General features: G+C 55.7%; 13 protein-coding genes. 12 read left to right on the top strand and 1 reads right to left on the bottom strand.

Going from position 1 to position 16,966, the window contains the following annotated elements; translation table 11 throughout:
• Nucleotides 1-38 precede the first annotated feature (38 nt).
• Nucleotides 39-1,004 carry an L-Ala-D/L-Glu epimerase gene (gene ycjG, locus SP99_RS12385; protein ID WP_047958794.1) on the top strand — a complete coding sequence of 322 codons (966 nt, stop codon included), beginning with the start codon at nucleotides 39-41 and terminating at the stop codon, nucleotides 1,002-1,004.
• On the opposite strand, the gene mpaA is transcribed toward ycjG, so the two are convergent.
• Nucleotides 995-1,708: a murein tripeptide amidase MpaA gene (gene mpaA, locus SP99_RS12380; protein WP_025756632.1), complete on the bottom strand. Its 714-nt coding sequence runs from the start codon at nucleotides 1,706-1,708 to the stop codon at nucleotides 995-997. The genes ycjG and mpaA overlap by 10 nt on opposite strands.
• 185 nt (nucleotides 1,709-1,893) lie before the next feature.
• Between mpaA and SP99_RS12375 the strand changes: the two genes are divergently transcribed.
• The 11 genes from SP99_RS12375 to SP99_RS12330 all read left to right on the top strand — a co-directional run bounded on the left by SP99_RS12375 (nucleotide 1,894) and on the right by SP99_RS12330 (nucleotide 16,965).
• Nucleotides 1,894-3,510, top strand: a complete 1,617-nt coding sequence (locus SP99_RS12375) for a peptide ABC transporter substrate-binding protein (RefSeq protein WP_047958793.1) — start codon at nucleotides 1,894-1,896, stop codon at nucleotides 3,508-3,510.
• 547 nt (nucleotides 3,511-4,057) lie between these two features.
• Nucleotides 4,058-4,555, top strand: a complete 498-nt coding sequence (tssB, locus tag SP99_RS12370) for a type VI secretion system contractile sheath small subunit (protein WP_047958792.1) — start codon at nucleotides 4,058-4,060, stop codon at nucleotides 4,553-4,555.
• 36 nt (nucleotides 4,556-4,591) lie between these two features.
• Nucleotides 4,592-6,142, top strand: coding sequence for a type VI secretion system contractile sheath large subunit (gene tssC / locus SP99_RS12365; RefSeq protein ID WP_047958791.1), 1,551 nt, complete (start codon nucleotides 4,592-4,594; stop codon nucleotides 6,140-6,142).
• Nucleotides 6,143-6,152: 10 nt separating this feature from the next.
• Nucleotides 6,153-7,490, top strand: coding sequence for a type VI secretion system baseplate subunit TssK (tssK, locus tag SP99_RS12360; protein WP_047958790.1), 1,338 nt, complete (start codon nucleotides 6,153-6,155; stop codon nucleotides 7,488-7,490).
• Nucleotides 7,487-8,140, top strand: coding sequence for a type VI secretion system protein TssL, short form (gene tssL / locus SP99_RS12355; RefSeq protein WP_047958789.1), 654 nt, complete (start codon nucleotides 7,487-7,489; stop codon nucleotides 8,138-8,140). The genes tssK and tssL overlap by 4 nt, the downstream gene beginning before the upstream one ends.
• A 3-nt stretch (nucleotides 8,141-8,143) precedes the next feature.
• Nucleotides 8,144-9,859: an OmpA family protein gene (locus tag SP99_RS12350; RefSeq protein WP_176472216.1), complete on the top strand. Its 1,716-nt coding sequence runs from the start codon at nucleotides 8,144-8,146 to the stop codon at nucleotides 9,857-9,859.
• 5 nt (nucleotides 9,860-9,864) lie between these two features.
• A complete protein-coding gene (gene hcp / locus SP99_RS12345) occupies nucleotides 9,865-10,356 on the top strand; it encodes a type VI secretion system effector Hcp (protein WP_023325816.1) in 492 nt (163 codons plus the stop codon).
• A gap of 159 nt (nucleotides 10,357-10,515) precedes the next feature.
• Complete coding sequence (gene tssH, locus SP99_RS12340) at nucleotides 10,516-13,149, top strand: type VI secretion system ATPase TssH (protein WP_047958788.1); 2,634 nt, start codon at nucleotides 10,516-10,518, stop codon at nucleotides 13,147-13,149.
• Nucleotides 13,142-13,696 carry a hypothetical protein gene (locus SP99_RS12335; RefSeq protein WP_047958787.1) on the top strand — a complete coding sequence of 185 codons (555 nt, stop codon included), beginning with the start codon at nucleotides 13,142-13,144 and terminating at the stop codon, nucleotides 13,694-13,696. The genes tssH and SP99_RS12335 overlap by 8 nt, the downstream gene beginning before the upstream one ends.
• Nucleotides 13,690-14,157 (top strand): putative T6SS immunity periplasmic lipoprotein, encoded by a 468-nt coding sequence (locus tag SP99_RS23765; RefSeq protein ID WP_231584234.1) that lies wholly within the window; start codon nucleotides 13,690-13,692, stop codon nucleotides 14,155-14,157. Before SP99_RS12335 ends, SP99_RS23765 begins: the two co-directional genes overlap by 7 nt.
• A 267-nt stretch (nucleotides 14,158-14,424) precedes the next feature.
• On the top strand, nucleotides 14,425-16,965 hold the full coding sequence (locus SP99_RS12330; protein WP_047958786.1) for a type VI secretion system Vgr family protein: 2,541 nt from the start codon (nucleotides 14,425-14,427) through the stop codon (nucleotides 16,963-16,965).
• The last annotated feature ends 1 nt before the right edge of the window (nucleotide 16,966 follow it).

Genomic DNA, 16,966 nt, shown 5'->3' with positions numbered 1-16,966 from the left:
ACCAATTTTTCGCCTTTACGGGCCGCAAGGAGTCAGTGATGAGAAGCGTTAAGGTCTATGAAGAAGCCTGGCCATTGCATACCCCGTTCGTAATTTCACGCGGCAGTAGAAGTGAAGCCAGCGTGGTGGTGGTTGAAATTGAAGAAGAGGGGGTTAAAGGTGTCGGGGAATGTACGCCTTACCCGCGCTATGGGGAAAGTCTGGCATCCGTGATGGCACAGATCATGACACTGGTCCCTGATCTGCAAAAAGGGCTCACGCGTGAGGCATTACAGGCGCGTTTACCCGCCGGTGCGGCGCGCAACGCCATTGATTGTGCGCTATGGAATCTCGAAGCCGCAACGCGGCAAAAATCGCTGCCGTCTTTGCTGGGTGTGGCATTACCGACATCCGTCATTACCGCGCAAACGGTGGTGATTGGTGAGCCGGAACAGATGGCAGCCAGCGCAAAAGCGCTTTTTGACGCCGGGGCCACGCTGTTAAAAGTGAAGCTCGACGATCGTCTGATTAGCGAGAGAATGGTCGCCATTCGTTCGGCGGTTCCCGCAGCCACGCTGATTGTTGATGCCAACGAGTCATGGCATCCCGAAGGACTTGCCGCACGATGCCAGCTGCTGGCTGACCTGGGCGTGGCCATGCTGGAGCAACCACTGCCGGCGAAGGATGATGCCGCACTGAAGAATTTTATCCATCCGCTGCCAGTTTGTGCGGATGAAAGCTGCCATACCCGCGAGAATTTGCGCGAGCTTGAAGGCTGCTACGACATGGTCAACATTAAACTCGACAAGACCGGTGGGCTGACAGAAGCGCTGGCACTGGCGGCAGAAGCCCGGGCGCAGGGCTTCGGATTGATGCTTGGCTGTATGCTCTGCACCTCCCGGGCGATTAGCGCGGCGCTGCCGCTGGCCACGCAGGTGCGTTTTGCCGATCTGGATGGCCCGACATGGCTCGCTGTTGACGTCTCACCGGCGCTCCATTTTACCAGCGGCGTGCTTCATCTCTGAGGCTGCCAGCACAGCAGCTGCATCATGGCTTTTAGGTATTTTTCGCTGGCTTCGTCGGAGGAGATCGCCGGGAATTCTGCGGTGATGCAGGGCAAGCTCAAATCGGCGCACCAGCTACCGAATGAACCGGGTGTTTCATAGCCCACGCTGGAGACGAGTGGCAGGGCGAACGCCTGTGCCAGCCACTCGCCCAGGCTGGAGTGGCGCGGATCTTCAATACAGGCCAGCGGATCGTGAAAGGAGACAACCCAGGCTGGTTGGATCTTATGGATAAGCTGGCACAACGCTTGCGTTTCTGGCTCCGAGCCCGGTTTGTCCCCCGTCAGTAACACCACATCCCGCTCCTCGGCGGTACTGTTCCAGCGATAAACGGTTTCCCCGGCACGCCAGTTTGCCGCGGGAAAATTACGGTTCAGATCGACGCCCCTCGCATTCGCCCGCAATCCAAGCTGGCAGCCATCAGGGTTCACGGCAAGGATCACGTGATGACGTCGTAAAGAAGGGGTCAGCGTTCGCAGTGCACATGAGAGCGTGACAATGGATGAGTTCTCATCCCCGTGCGTGCCGGCAATGATCAATCCGCTGTCGCGATCGGCATTGGGGGCGGGGAACCAGATCAGCGATGCGCCTAAGAATGAGCGGCCATATTGCTCTGCGCCCGGCGGAAAGGCGCCGCGTTCCGCTCGTGGTCGGGTGGTTGCCATACGAAATCCTGATAAAGAAGTCTCTACTGGCAGTGTTGTGCAAAACCCGCGGTTAATCAAATAGTTTCCGCAACGGTTGAGAATTGCCTTAAATCACTATTCCTGACGAAGGTATTTGCATTTCTTATTGTCGAAACAAATAATTACGCATCTGCTTGTTACCTGCCTTTATTAAAGGGGATCTTATGAAGCATCCTGTTTCGCGTCTTTTCACCGCACTGTGCCTGTGCGGACTTTCTACACTCTCGTACGCTGCTGATGTGCCACAGGGCACGGTACTGGCGCAAAAACAGGAGCTGGTCAGACACATTAAAGACGAACCGGCTTCGCTCGATCCGGCAAAAGCGGTTGGGTTGCCAGAGATTCAGGTGATTCGCGATCTGTTCGAAGGCCTGGTGAATCAGAACGAGAAAGGGGAACTGACCCCGGGTGTGGCGACGCGCTGGCAGAGCAACGATAACCGTATCTGGACGTTCACCTTGCGCGATAATGCGAAATGGTCTGACGGTTCGCCTGTCACCGCACAGGATTTTGTCTACAGCTGGCAGCGTCTGGTCGATCCAAAAACAACTTCTCCGTTTGCCTGGTTTGCGGCCCTGGCGGGGATCAGCAACGCGCAGGCGATAATTGACGGCAAAGCGGCGCCTGATACCCTGGGCGTGACGGCAGTGGATGCCCGAACGTTACGCGTTCAGCTGGATAAACCGCTGCCGTGGTTTAGCAACCTGACAGCAAACTTTGCCTTCTATCCGGTGCACAAAGCGAACGTTGAAAGTGGTAAAGAGTGGACGCGCCCGGGCGCGCTGGTCGGGAATGGCGCATACGTCCTGAACGATCGCGTGGTGAATGAAAAACTGGTTGTCGTGCCGAATACCCACTACTGGGACAACGCCAAAACTGTCCTGCAAAAAGTTACGTTCATTCCGATTAATCAGGAATCCGCGGCCACGAAACGCTATCTGGCCGGGGATATCGATATTACCGAGTCGTTCCCGAAAAACATGTATCAGAAGCTCCTGAAGGACATTCCGGGACAAGTTTATACGCCACCGCAGCTCGGAACTTATTACTATGCGTTTAACACGCAAAAGGGCCCGACGGCCGATGCCCGGGTCCGTCTTGCGCTGAGTATGACTATCGATCGCCGCCTGATGGCGGAAAAGGTATTGGGGACCGGCGAGAAGCCGGCCTGGCATTTCACCCCTGACGTGACGGCGGGCTTCACGCCTGAGCCTTCACCGTTTGAGCAAATGTCGCAGCAGGAGCTGAATGCGCAGGCGAAAACCTTGCTGCAGGCCGCAGGTTACGGTCCTCAGCGCCCGCTGAAGCTGAACCTGCTGTACAACACCTCGGAAAACCATCAGAAAATCGCCATCGCGGTGGCGTCCATGTGGAAGAAAAACCTTGGCGTGGATGTCAAATTGCAAAACCAGGAGTGGAAAACCTATATCGACAGCCGCAATACCGGCAATTTTGATGTGATCCGCGCGTCATGGGTGGGGGATTACAATGAGCCCTCTACCTTCTTGTCCCTGTTGACCTCAACCCACAGCGGCAATATCTCGCGTTTCAACGATCCGGCTTACGATAAGACGATCCATCAGGCGACGCTGGAAACCACGGCGAAAGCGCGTAACACCGACTACAACATGGCGGAGAAAATCCTAATGGAGAAGGCGCCTATCGCGCCCATCTACCAGTACACCAATGGTCGTCTTATCAAGCCATGGGTGAAAGGATATCCGATTAATAACCCGGAAGACGTGGCGTACAGCCGGACGATGTATATTGAGAAGCACTGAGATGTACTGTCCTCTGGCTAACGGCAGATTATCATCATTAAACCCTGATCTGGCGCGGCTTGTCGCGCCAGTTTCTCCTTCTGAACATTTCCCGCCACAGCAGAAGTATCTCTTTTCTGATATTGCGCTGAATAACGTTTCCTGAATACACGTTCTATGCATCCAGTGGATGATTGTCTTAAATCCGATACACCAGATATATTAAATAGTCTCTCTGGTTATCCCGAGTTTTATTCATAAGTCCACTGTTGGACATTTTCAGGGCTTTTCAGTATTAAGGGCTATCCTGTAATATCATCCGGGATAAGTCTTAATTTGTGGCCATTTTTATTGCAGGTTGGCCGAGTGGTCTGTCGGTTTGGCGCTCATGTCCATCCGGGCGCGGTAGTTAATTCAGATTTAAATGTACATTAAGTTGTACTGAAATTAATTTTTATATTAGCCGTTTTGTCTTAACGCAAGTTACTGGTTAAAATAAAACGCCCTTGCATTTATGTGGCGATATTCAACCCAACAAGGGATTAATTTATTCAGGAGATAAATAACCATGTCTGAATCATTTCAGAACGAGATACCTCGCGCACGTGTAAATATAAAACTGGATTTGGTCACGGGTGGCGCCCGGAAGAAAGTTGAGCTGCCGCTGAAGCTGCTGACTGTGGCTGACTACAGCAATGGCAGAGCGGAAGGGACCCTTTCAGAACGCGAAAAAATCAACATCAATAAAAATAATTTCAACAGCGTTCTCGCTGATGTTCATCCCGAAGTGAATATCACCGTTAAAAATACCCTGGCGAACGATGGCTCTGAAGAAAACGTGAAGCTGGCATTTCAGAATATGAAAGATTTTGAGCCGGAAGCGGTGGCGCGCCAAATTCCACAGCTTCGTGCAATGCTCGCCATGCGTAATTTACTGCGGGATTTGAAATCCAATCTTCTGGATAACGTCACTTTCAGGAAAGAACTGGAAACTATTTTAAAGGACCCGGCGCTCACTGATGAACTGCGCCGCGAACTGAACGCGCTTGCCCCGGTCCAGGGTTAATTACCGGAACATGTTAACGGAACAATAACGAGTAAAATGCTTATGTCAGTCAATAATGAATTCCAGAGTCAGACAGGCGGCGCGACAATTGAAAAGACGCTGCCACATAATGGCGTTTATGCGTCCCTGTTCAACAAAATTAATTTAACGCCGGTTGCTGAAATTGGTGACCTGAATGGTTTTGAAGACAATACCATAATGGCGGAAACGTCCGCTGATGCGCGCGTTACGGCAGCCGTCCAGGTCTTCATGCAGTGCCTGCAGAAGTCTGGCCAGAAAGTTGAGAAGCTGGATAAAACATTACTGGATCACCACATCGCGGAACTGGATTTCCAGATTAGCCGCCAGCTTGATGAAGTGATGCACAGCGATGAATTCCAGAAAGTTGAATCCGTATGGCGCGGTCTTAAGTCGCTGGTGGATAAGACGGATTTTCGTCAGAACGTAAAAATCGAGATTCTGGACCTTTCCAAAGACGAACTGCGTCAGGATTTCGAGGACTCACCGGAGATTATCCAGAGTGGCCTGTACCGTCAGACGTACACGATGGAGTACGACACGCCCGGCGGCGAACCGATTGCTGCGGTGATTTCCGCGTATGAGTTTGATGCGTCTGCGCAGGACGTGGCGCTGATGCGCAATATTTCAAAAGTGTCTGCGGCTGCCCACATGCCGTTTATTGGCTCCGCGGGTCCGGCGTTCTTTATGAAGTCCTCAATGGAAGAAGTGGCAGCCATCAAAGACATCGGCAACTACTTTGACCGCGCCGAGTACATCAAATGGAAAAGCTTCCGCGAGACGGATGACTCCCGCTATCTCGGTCTGGTGATGCCGCGCGTGCTTGGGCGCCTGCCGTACGGACCTGACACCGTCCCGGTACGCAGCTTCAACTACGTTGAGCAGGTCAAAGGCCCTGACCACGACAAATACCTGTGGACCAACGCCTCGTTCGCCTTTGCGGCCAACATGTTGAAGAGCTTCATCAACAACGGCTGGTGCGTGCAAATTCGTGGCCCGCAGGCGGGTGGTGCGGTTCAGGATCTGCCGATCCACCTGTACGACCTTGGTACCGGCAATCAGGTAAAAATCCCGTCGGAGGTGATGATCCCGGAAACCCGCGAGTTTGAGTTTGCGAATCTCGGCTTTATCCCGCTGTCGTACTACAAGAACCGTGACTACGCGTGCTTCTTCTCGGCGAACTCCGCCCAGAAGCCCGCGCTGTACGACACGGCTGATGCGACCGCCAACAGCCGTATCAACGCGCGCCTGCCGTATATCTTCCTGCTGTCGCGTATCGCGCACTACCTGAAGCTTATCCAGCGCGAAAACATCGGGACCACCAAAGACCGTCGTCTGCTGGAGCTTGAGCTCAACACCTGGGTGCGCACTCTGGTGACGGAAATGACCGATCCGGGCGACGAACTGCAGGCCTCACACCCGTTGCGTGACGCAAAAGTGGTGGTGGAAGACATCGAAGACAACCCGGGCTTCTTCCGCGTGAAGCTGTACGCCGTGCCGCACTTCCAGGTGGAAGGGATGGACGTCAACCTGTCGCTGGTTTCCCGGATGCCGAAGGCTAAAGCATAAGGCGGCAGGGATGAAAATTTACCGCCCACTGTGGGAGGATGGGGCCGTTCTGGCCCCGCAACAGTTCCAGCAGCAGGCCCGCTGGAACGCCTATATTGCCGACACCGTTGCCGGGATGGGGATTTCCCACCCCTGGGGTGTGGTTGCGGCAGAATTTGATGATGCGGCGCTCGCACTCTCGCGCCTGAATGCCACCCGTCTGGTGGTTCGTTTTCAGGACGGCACGATTGTTGATACTGAGCTGGCAGATAACCTTCCTCCGGTCTGTGATTTATCCGCTGCAAAGGGCAGTGAAGCCGTTGATGTCGTGGCGGCACTGCCGCTGCTGAGCGCGAATGGCGGAAATCTGGATAACGGGCAGGACAGCGAACGCCCGCGCCGCTGGAAAGCCGAGCGCGTGGTGGTGCAGGAGCTTGCCGGGCATGAAAGTGGTGAACTGGCCGTGCTGCGTCATGCCATCACGCTGCGCTTGTCCACGCAGGAAAACAGTGCTTACCTGACCTGTCCGGTGGCTCGTCTGGTGCCTAATGTGAAGGGGCAGTGGAGCCGTGATCTGTCCTTTATCCCGCCGATGCTCTCGGTTGCGGCAAGCCCGGTGCTTGTGACCGAACTGGGCGATTTGCTGGTTCGCCTGCAGGCACGACGCAAGCGTCTGATGGCGATGCGGCGTGAAAGCAACGAGCGTCTGGCGGATTTTGCTGTGGCCGATGTTTCCCTGTTCTGGCTGCTCAATGCCCTGAACAGCGCCGAGCCTGTGCTGACCGAACTGCTGCAGACCCCGGGACGTCACCCTGAGTTGATCTACCGCGAGCTGACCCGTCTTGCGGGCAGCCTGCTGACGTTTTCACTTGAGCACGATGCCGGGGACATTCCCGTTTACCGGCATGATGCGCCTGAACGTGTATTCCCGCCATTACTGACGCTGCTGGATAAACTGCTGGAAGCCAGTCTTCCCTCCCGGGTTATCAGTATTCAACTGGAGCATGTCGATCAGATCTGGAAAGGCCCGCTGCATGATGCCCGCCTGCGTGAAGGGGCCGACTTCTACCTCTCCGTACGCGCTTCCATGCCGAACCACGAACTGCAGACGAAATTCCCGCAGTTGTGTAAAGCCGGCAGTTTTGAGGATGTCTCGGATGTGGTGAACGTGGCGCTGAGCGGCATGGTTATCAAACCACTCAGCCATGTTCCGGCGGCGATCCCTCTGCGCCTTGAAAACCAGTACTTCTCTCTGGACCTGAGTACCGATGCGGCGAGGGCGATGCTGGAAGCGGAAAGCTGTACCTTCTACACCCCGCGCTCGCTGGGGGATGTGAAACTTGAACTATTTGCGGTGCTGCGCACATGAATACATCCAGTCTCAGTCAGACAGAACGTATTTTCTACCCGGGCTGGCTGATGGCCAGCCAGTTACGGGGTGGACAGGAAGTCCGGGACGGGGAGGGACTCTATCGCCGGGCCTGCAGTCTGGTTCAGGAGGCCCGCAGTGCACTGACGGACTCCGGTTTCAGTGATCTCAGCCGCGACCATATGCTGTATGCCCTGTGCGCCCTGCTTGATGAAAGCGTAATGAACAGGGGAACGACCGATGAGGGTTATCTGACCTGGCGCCGGGACCCGCTTCAGGCCCGTTTCTTCGGTACCCTGAATGCGGGTGAGGAGCTGTGGGAGCGTATCCGCAACCTGTTGAAAGAGCCTGCACCGGACACAGCGGTGCTGACCTGCATGTACCGCACCCTGCAGCTGGGGTTTGTTGGCCAGTACCGGGCGCAGGATGATGAGCACCGTGAAGACGTGGTACGTGCGCTGGGCGAGCGGGTGCCTGCCTTTGCGCTTTCGCAGGATGCGCCGGTTGTCGTCAGGGCATCCCGCCTACGCAGTGGCCGCCGGCTGTACTGGTTGTCCTGGATTATCGGTGCAGCGGCTCTGGCGGCACTGTGGTTCGTCCTCTCTTCCTCCCTCACCGAACTGGTGAGCCAGACGATCAGGCCGGGGTAAGCCATGCGTGATGTTTACCGGAGTCTGTTAACCGTGCTGGCGGGCGTACTGGCGCTGTGGCTTGTCCTCGGCTTCTGGCCGCTGTCGGCCGGGAGTCGCGTGGCGCTCAGCCTGCTGGTCATTCTGGTGTGCGGGGGGATGCTGTGGTGTCAGCACCGGACATCCCGGATGCAGGCGCAGGCGTGCAGGGACATTGCGGACGAGAGTCTGCCCCCGGAAGATTTTCAGGGCGCAATCATTCTGACGTGTGGCGATAACCGCGCGCTTTTCGCTGAGGGTACACCGTACCGTGAGACCCGTCAGGGCTGGTATCTGCGCGTGAAGAATGCAGAGCAGTTGCCCATGTTTGCGCAGCACCTGAGTCTGGTGCGCCCGGCACTGGTGTCGCAAATCTCCGTCATGCTGGCGGTGGTACCTGAGCATCACACCTCTTGTGATGATTTTACCCAGTCCCTGCGGGGCTGGCAGCGTGCTGTCGTACAGTGCCGTGCGGCATTCGGCACGATCCCCCCTCTGTGGAGTGTGGCCTGGATATCACCCCCAGCAGCCTGCGCAGGCACAGAGCCCGTCTGGTTTATCACGGGAAGGCAACGGGCCGGTATTCAGGTATATCAGCCGGGGCTGGGTAATCTGTCGCTGGCAGACTGGATCCGCGAAACGGCTGCGGGTGAGCGACTTTCCCGCCTGAGCCTGGGGTTGTGGCTTGACAGTGGGCTCGCCTGGCTGGACCGCGCTGTCACCAGTTTGCTGTCGGTGCGTCAGGGGGAACTACCGGTCCTGAAACCCTGTGTACAGGGGCTGTGTATGGTGCCGGTGAACAGTGTTGCCGGTAATCTCTGGCAACAGCACATTGCCTCCGTTACCGCCCTGCCGCCGGATGCGGCTGAGTGTGGTGAGCCTTTGCCGTTGCCTGAATGGCTGTTGTCGGGGCTGCCGCGCCGTCGGGGCGTCAGCCGCCGGATGGTGTTCTGGCGTTACGTCGGACTACTTGGCGGGATTTTTCTCGCGCTGGCCATGCTGGCGTCCTGGATGAACAACCAGCGCCTGATCCGTAATGTCGGTGACCATCTTGCCCTGTACCACCACCTCACCGGTACACCGGTGGCGCCGAAACTGCGGGCACAGCAGCGGCTGCGGGCCGACGGCGCACTGCTGGACGACTGGCTGCGTCGGGGTGAACCCCTGCGTTACCGCCTCGGGTTGTATCAGGGGCTGCGTCTGGTGCCTCCTTTAGAGGCTGCCATCAATGACTGGGCGCCACCGCCCCCGGTTATCAAAAATATTGTCCAGGGACCGGAGACTGTGCGCCTCGACAGCATGTCGCTGTTCGATACCGGCAGATACGACCTTAAACCTGGCTCGACGAAGCTGTTGGTGAACTCCCTCGTGGGCATCAAAGCGAAGCCTGGCTGGCTGATTGTGGTGGCGGGCCACACCGACAGTACCGGCGATGAACAGGTCAACCAGGCGCTGTCGCTGAAGCGTGCGGAGTCCGTGCGCAACTGGATGCGTGATACCGGCGACGTGCCGGAAAGCTGTTTTGCGGTGCAGGGCTATGGCGAAAGCCGTCCTGTCGCCTCTAACGACACGGCACATGGGCGTGCCCTTAACCGCCGTGTCGAAATCAGTCTGGTACCGCAGGCCAGTGCCTGTCAGATACCCGGCAAAAACCCGGCGCCATCGCAGGATGATGGCGTCCCAGAAAATAAAACGGAGTAATTAACATGGCAATTCCTGTTTATCTTTGGCTGAAAGACGACGGCGGCGCGGACATTAAAGGGTCTGTGGACGTTCAGGATCGTGAAGGCAGTATCGAAGTGGTGGCACAGGAGCACAACCTGTACATCCCGACCGATAATAACACCGGCAAGCTGACCGGCACGCGTATCCACACGCCGTTCCTGTTCACCAAGGAAATCGACTCCTCCAGCCCGTATCTGTACAAGGCGGTGACCACCGGTCAGACCCTCAAGTCTGCTGAATTCAAGTGGTACAAAATCAACGACGCGGGTCAGGAAGTGGAGTACTTCAACACCAAACTTGAGAACGTGAAAGTGGTGAAAGTGAATCCTGAAATGTACGACATCAAGGATCCTTCCAAAGAGAAACACAACCATCTTGAGCGCGTGGAACTGCGCTACGAAAAAATCACCTGGACCTACAAGGACGGCAACATCATTCATTCCGATTCCTGGAACGAACGCGCCACCGCGTAATCCTGATGCGGGCAGGGCTTTCCTGTCCGCAGTTTTTTGCTGAGCGCCTGAGACGCGGGCGTTCAGCAAAGAAAAACACAATTGCCTGCCTGACCTTATGCGCTTTGGTGAACAGCGAGGGGCGGTAGCGTGTCCAGGAACCGACAAAGAGAGAATCTCATGGAAAATCCAGCCAGCCTGTTACGTCGTCTGAACCCTTACTGCGCCCGCGCGATGGAAGGCGCCGCCTCCCTGTGCCAGACCCGCGCCCACGCGGAAATCCTGCCTGAACACTGGCTGCTGAAACTGCTGGAGCAGGGCGAGGGTGACCTGACGGTGCTGGCCCGTCGTTACGAGTGGGATATGGACAGCCTGTGGAAGGATTTGCTTGGCTGGCTGGACAAACAACCTCGCTCGGTACGCCACCGGCCACAACTCTCCGGGAACATCCGGACGCTGATGCAGGACGCCTGGATGATTGCCTCGCTCAGTGGTGAAGAGCAGATCCGCAGTGTTCACCTGCTGATGGCGCTGGTTGAAAAACAGAGTCTGATTCGCTGCGATGGTCTGTGGCCGCTGCTGACGCTCGCCCGGAGTCAGCTGGAGCGCCTGCGTCCGTTGCTGGACGCGCAGTCCGATGAGCGACCGGACGTACAGCTGGAGGCGGAGCTGGCCAGTGTCGGGGAAGTTGAATTTGTCGGGCGTCCTGCTGGTGCAGAACCGAAAGTGGGTGAGCTGAACCCGGCGCTGCAGAGTGCGCTTGATAAATTCACCGTCGACGTCACCGCCCGCGCCCGTGAGGGTAATATCGACCCGGTGTTTGGCCGTGACAATGAAATCCGCCAGATGGTGGATATCCTGTCGCGTCGCCGCAAGAACAACCCGATTCTGGTCGGCGAGCCGGGTGTCGGCAAGACGGCCCTCGTGGAAGGGCTGGCGCTGCGCATTGCGGAGGGCAACGTCCCGGACGCGCTGAAACCCGTCTCCGTGCGCACCCTTGACCTCGGCCTGCTGCAGGCGGGGGCGGGCGTGAAGGGCGAATTCGAACAGCGGCTGAAGAACATTATTGAGGCGGTACAGCAGTCCCCGCTGCCGGTGCTGCTGTTTATTGACGAGGCTCACACAATCATTGGCGCGGGCAACCAGGCGGGCGGGGCGGATGCGGCCAACCTGCTGAAACCGGCGCTGGCCCGCGGGGAACTGCGCACCATTGCCGCCACCACCTGGAGCGAGTACAAGCAGTACTTCGAGCGCGATGCCGCGCTGGAACGCCGCTTCCAGATGGTGAAAGTGGATGAGCCGGACGACGACACGGCGTGTCTGATGCTGCGTGGCCTGAAATCCCGCTACGCTGAGCACCATGGGGTGCACATTAGTGACGATGCGGTGCGCGCCGCCGTCACGCTCTCCCGCCGCTACCTGACAGGCCGCCAGCTGCCGGATAAGGCGGTGGACCTGCTGGACACCGCCTCCGCCCGCATCCGCATGAGTCTTGATACGGTGCCGGAGCCGCTGACCCGCCTGAAGGCGCAGCTCACTGCCCTGGATATGGAGAAGCAGGCGCTGCTGGAAGATAGTGCACTGGGCAACAGCAACCACGGCGAACGCCTTGCCGCCATCGAACAGGACGAAGTCCGTATTATCCTGCAGCTTGACCAGCTGGAAACGCAGTACGGCCAGGAGCTGAAGCTGACGGAAGCGCTTCTTGCCTGCCGCACAGATATCTCGCGCCAGGCAGAAACGGCGGATTTGCAGAACCAGCTCACGGCTGTTCAGCAGCACACCCCGCTGCTGGGCCTGGATGTGGATGTCCGCACCGTTGCCACGGTGATTGCAGACTGGACCGGCGTGCCGCTTTCTTCGCTGATGAAGGATGAGCAGACGGAACTGCTGAGCCTGGAAGCGAGCCTCGGTAAACGCGTGGTGGGCCAGGACGCGGCGCTGAACGCCATCGCACAGCGCCTGCGCGCCAGTAAAACGGGCCTGGCGCCGGAGAACGGTCCGCAGGGTGTGTTCCTGCTGACCGGGCCGAGCGGCACTGGCAAGACCGAAACGGCGCTGGCCCTGGCGGACGAACTGTTTGGCGGCGAGAAATCCCTGATTACCATTAACCTCTCCGAGTACCAGGAGCCGCACACCGTATCCCAGCTGAAGGGCTCGCCGCCGGGGTATATCGGTTACGGTCAGGGCGGCATCCTCACTGAAGCCGTAAGAAAGCGCCCGTACAGCGTGGTGCTGCTCGACGAAGTGGAGAAGGCACACCGGGACGTGATGAACCTTTTCTACCAGGTCTTTGACCGCGGCTTTATGCGCGACGGTGAAGGCCGGGAAATCGACTTCCGTAACACCGTTATCCTGATGACCTCGAACCTCGGCAGCGACCACATCATGAAGCGGCTGGAGGAACAGCCGGAGGCCACCGAATCCGACCTGCATGAACTGCTGCGCCCGCTGCTGCGCGACCACTTCCAGCCCGCGCTGCTGGCCCGCTTCCAGACGGTGATTTACCGGCCGCTCTGCGAGGATGCCATGCGCACCATCGTGGAAATGAAGCTCGGGCAGGTCAGCCAGCGTCTGTACCGTCACTACGGCCTGACCACACAGACTGATGAGAGCCTGTATAACGCGCTGACGGCTGCCTGCCTGCTGCCGGATACCGGTGCGCGCAACGTCGACAGCCTGCTCAATCAACAAATTCTGCCTGTGCTGAGCCAGCAGTTATTAAGCCATATGGCGGCGAAGCAAAAACCAAACTCTTTGATGCTCGGATGGGATAAGGGAGAGGGCATTATGATGGAGTTTATTCATGACTGAGAAAAAACAGGATAAGGAGAATTTAAAGGAAGGCGGTCTCAGATTGCTGACGACAGGGGAAATAAAACTGGCACAGTCGGTATTTGCGTCTACTATCGAGTATCCAAAAGTCTGGATCCATAAAGCCAGTTATCTTCCTTTTAACCTGCAAAATGAAAATACGGCGATGACACCGAACGGTGAGCTCTATTTTCGGAACCAGTACCATGATGACTTTTCGCAGTCGACCGATGATATGCAGCATCTGTTTATTCATGAAATGAGCCATGTCTGGCAACGGACGAAAGGAATGAATGTCATTGGCAGGGGCCTGGTAAGCTGGTTGGTCAGCTATCGTTATACCCTTGATGGTCGCCTGTTAAGTGAATATCCCATGGAACAACAGGCGCAGATTATTGCGGATGATTTTACGTTACAAACACAGGGATATAAGGTGTGGCATCGATTGTGGGGAGGTAAAAACCCAACAATCACGCTTGATGGCGATACGACTGAGTCAGTAATACGTAAACAATACAAAATTGCATTACGAGGGTTCCCATGGTAAAAGTGCCTGGTTTTAGTCTATTTTTTCCTGTTGTACTTTCTGGCATGTGCCTGTTGATATTAACGGGATGCCCAGGACCGGGTGACAGGTTTATCCCCAATGAAACCACCTCTGTTAGCAAACAAGGGGAAAACGTCTGTTTTAGCATTGCCGATGCCCAGGACTATCAGCCCGCTGATATAGGAATAAACCCACGTGGGACACCCTCGAAGGAAAAAGATTTTAATTTTTCCCCTGGCCTGACCATCGCTGATGGAAAATTATGTATCCCTCCTTCTTTTTATCATTTTCCTGATGAGGGACAGTTTGTTGTTGAATATTTATTAATATCAAAAAAATATGATGATGCGCCACGGAAATTTGTTGTCGGTGTCGGGGTGGGACATGGAAAAGTTTATAATTTCCCCTTGACGGATCGTGAGATTGCAAGGCCTTATGGTTCGATTCAGGTTTCCGAATAGTAATGGAGAATACCATTCACTTGTAATTTAAAAAAACACTTTAATATTTTTTAAACTGGTTAATTCCCATCGGTATCGATGCGAAATATTTGATGAGTAATGTTAAAATAACTGTATTACAGATTAAAGCTCTCGTAAATTTTATCAGGACTTGATTTGTAATCATTCTTTCCGTACTCACTGAGTACTCCCCCTGATTAAAACTGTGCTTTGCCTGTAGGCATATAACGAGTTATGGATAACAGGGTGTTTCAGGAGCCAATCATCATGAGTCTGACAGATACGCTGAATAAAACATTATCCGCCGTTACGGATGCGGGGTTGAATCGCTATCGCCTGGATATTCCTTCATGTACCTCATCACTGGATGTGGAAGAGTTCAGCGGTAAAGAATTTTTGAGTGAGTTGTATTACTACAACGTTCGCTTCACCAGTAGCGATTTGAACATTGACGCCACGCAGTTGTTGAATAAACTGGCCACGCTAACCATGGTGACGGGGCCACTGATGGCGCTGACAGGACAGAAGATTGTCCATGGCGTGGTCACGCATTTTAAGCGCATCAGTGGCTCACGTGACCAGGCTACCTATCAGATTATTATTGAACCGTTTCTGGCGCTGCTGGGTAACCAGTTCCGCACCCATCGCTTTTTCGTCAACAAATCGGTTCCTGAAGTGGTGACCGAAGTCCTTCAGGAGCATGGTCTCAGGGGCTGGGAGTATGAGTTCACCCTCAGGGCCGACTATCCGAAACGCGAGCAGATTAACCAGTACCAGGAAAACGACCTTGAGTTTATTGAACGCCTGCTGGCCGAGGTGGGGATTTTTTACTTCTTTACCCTGCAGCCCGACACCCTGACAGAAGTGGTGCATTTTGCAGACAAGCAGAGTGCCTGGACGTTCGGTAAAAAACTGCCGCTGAACAGCCCGTCAGGGGCGAATGACAACGGCGCTGATTCGGTGTGGGGGGTGAATGTCCGGCATAACGTGGTGGCGCGCTCGGTGACGGCCAGCGACTATAACCACCGTGAAGCGCAGAACATCCTGACCTCGGTGCCGGCGGACATGACCCGCGGTGACGGCGAGGGAAACACCTACGGCGACGTGTACCATTACCGCCCGCGTCACCTTGAGCGTGGCGACAAGATAAACCCGGCGGCGGAAACCGGCAATTTCTGGGCGCGTCTGGAGCATGAGCGTTTTCTGTCGAATCAGACCACCATAACCGGCAGTAGCACCGACCACACCCTCGGCCCGGCGCAGGTGCTGACCATCACCGAAACAGCCATACCCCCGACGCTGCCCCGGGAAACGGAAAACGGCGTCGTGATTATCAGCGCAGGCTACACCGCCAGCCGCAGGAACGCGCTGAAGGTGGACTGGGTGGCCATGCCGTATTACGAGAACCGCTGCTGGCGACCGGAAGCGAAAAAGCGCCCGGTGGTGAGTGGGACGCTGATGGCCCGCGTCACCAGCGCCAGGGACAACGATATCTACGCCTGGCAGGATGCATCGGGCATGTACCGGGTGAAATTCGATGCCGACCGCGACGATAAACGTCAGGGCATGGAAAGTATGCCGGTGCGTTTTGCCAAACCCTACGGTGGCGATAAATACGGCTTCCACTTCCCGCTGATACAGGGCACTGAAGTCGCCATTGCGTTCCACGAAGGCGACCCGGACCGACCGTATATTGCGCATGCCCTGCACGACTCCCGCCACGTTGACCACGTCACGGAAGCCAACAGCACGCGAAATGTTATTCGTACAGCCGGCCTGAACAAGCTGCGGATGGAGGACAAGCGGGGCGAGGAGCATATTAAGCTCAGCACGGAGTACGGGGGCAAGACGCAGCTTAATCTGGGACACAATGTTAACGCGAGCAGGGGCCTTCGCGGTGAGGGCGCTGAATTACGTACGAATGACTGGATAAGCGTTCGCGGTGGGAAAGGCGTTTTACTTACCGCAGATGTGCAACCTGATGTCGGCAGTAAAATGCTGGAAATGGACAGCGCTATTGAACAACTCGAACAGGCTCTCACCCTGTCAAGAAGTCTGCAGGTAGCAGCGAAAGGTGCGAAGGCAACGGTATCAGATATTGAGAGCCAAAAAACACTTAACAGTTCACTGAAATATCTAAAAAAGCCGGGAATGCTGGCCAGCGCACCGGCCGGAATTGGTATTCTCAGTCCTGAAGCTGTCCGTATGGCTTCGGGCGGGGCAAGTATTGGCCTGATGTCTGGGAAAAACACGGATATCAGCGCCGGCCAATCATTCACTGTAGCAGCAAGCGAGGCGGTAAGTTTGTTTGCACAGGCTGCGGGAATGAAAATGTATGCAGGGGCTGGGAAGGTTGATATTCAGGCGCAAGCGGATGAAATGAATGTCTCAGCATTACAGGACATCACAGTCGCCAGCGGTCAGGGAAGTGTGAAGGTTAATGCCAGCAAGGAACTGATATTAAGTTGCGGGGGCGCATACATAAAACTTAGCGGCGGGAATATTGAACTGGGATGTTCGGGGAATATTTTGCTGAAAGCAGCCAATGTTAATCAGACAGGTCCTGCCAGATTAGATACACCGCCGGTGACTTTCCCGAAAGGGTACAGCGAAGGGTTTATCACAACGTCATCTGCCAGCGGAGCAGTAAAACCTTTCACCACATATAAAATTACGACGGCTGAAGGAGATGTTTATGAGGGCATTTCCGGTGCAGAAGGAGAGACTTCTCCAATATTTACGTCTATGCCATCACAGTTAAAAATCGAATATCCGCGAAATATTGCTGATAGCCAGGAGGGTGAATAAA

It is taken from the genome of Enterobacter sp. BIDMC92, from assembly GCF_001030225.1.
Taxonomy (GTDB): domain Bacteria; phylum Pseudomonadota; class Gammaproteobacteria; order Enterobacterales; family Enterobacteriaceae; genus Enterobacter; species Enterobacter sichuanensis.
The sequence above is the reverse complement of the archived record's forward strand: the minus strand, read 5'-3'. Positions and strand labels throughout refer to the sequence as shown.

Coding starts and splice junctions, on each gene's coding strand:
- ycjG (WP_047958794.1), top strand. CDS start 39: ATGAGAAGCGTTAAGGTCTATGAAGAAGCCTGGCCATTGCATACCCCG.
- mpaA (WP_025756632.1), bottom strand. CDS start 1,708: ATGGCAACCACCCGACCACGAGCGGAACGCGGCGCCTTTCCGCCGGGC.
- SP99_RS12375 (WP_047958793.1), top strand. CDS start 1,894: ATGAAGCATCCTGTTTCGCGTCTTTTCACCGCACTGTGCCTGTGCGGA.
- tssB (WP_047958792.1), top strand. CDS start 4,058: ATGTCTGAATCATTTCAGAACGAGATACCTCGCGCACGTGTAAATATA.
- tssC (WP_047958791.1), top strand. CDS start 4,592: ATGCTTATGTCAGTCAATAATGAATTCCAGAGTCAGACAGGCGGCGCG.
- tssK (WP_047958790.1), top strand. CDS start 6,153: ATGAAAATTTACCGCCCACTGTGGGAGGATGGGGCCGTTCTGGCCCCG.
- tssL (WP_047958789.1), top strand. CDS start 7,487: ATGAATACATCCAGTCTCAGTCAGACAGAACGTATTTTCTACCCGGGC.
- SP99_RS12350 (WP_176472216.1), top strand. CDS start 8,144: ATGCGTGATGTTTACCGGAGTCTGTTAACCGTGCTGGCGGGCGTACTG.
- hcp (WP_023325816.1), top strand. CDS start 9,865: ATGGCAATTCCTGTTTATCTTTGGCTGAAAGACGACGGCGGCGCGGAC.
- tssH (WP_047958788.1), top strand. CDS start 10,516: ATGGAAAATCCAGCCAGCCTGTTACGTCGTCTGAACCCTTACTGCGCC.
- SP99_RS12335 (WP_047958787.1), top strand. CDS start 13,142: ATGACTGAGAAAAAACAGGATAAGGAGAATTTAAAGGAAGGCGGTCTC.
- SP99_RS23765 (WP_231584234.1), top strand. CDS start 13,690: ATGGTAAAAGTGCCTGGTTTTAGTCTATTTTTTCCTGTTGTACTTTCT.
- SP99_RS12330 (WP_047958786.1), top strand. CDS start 14,425: ATGAGTCTGACAGATACGCTGAATAAAACATTATCCGCCGTTACGGAT.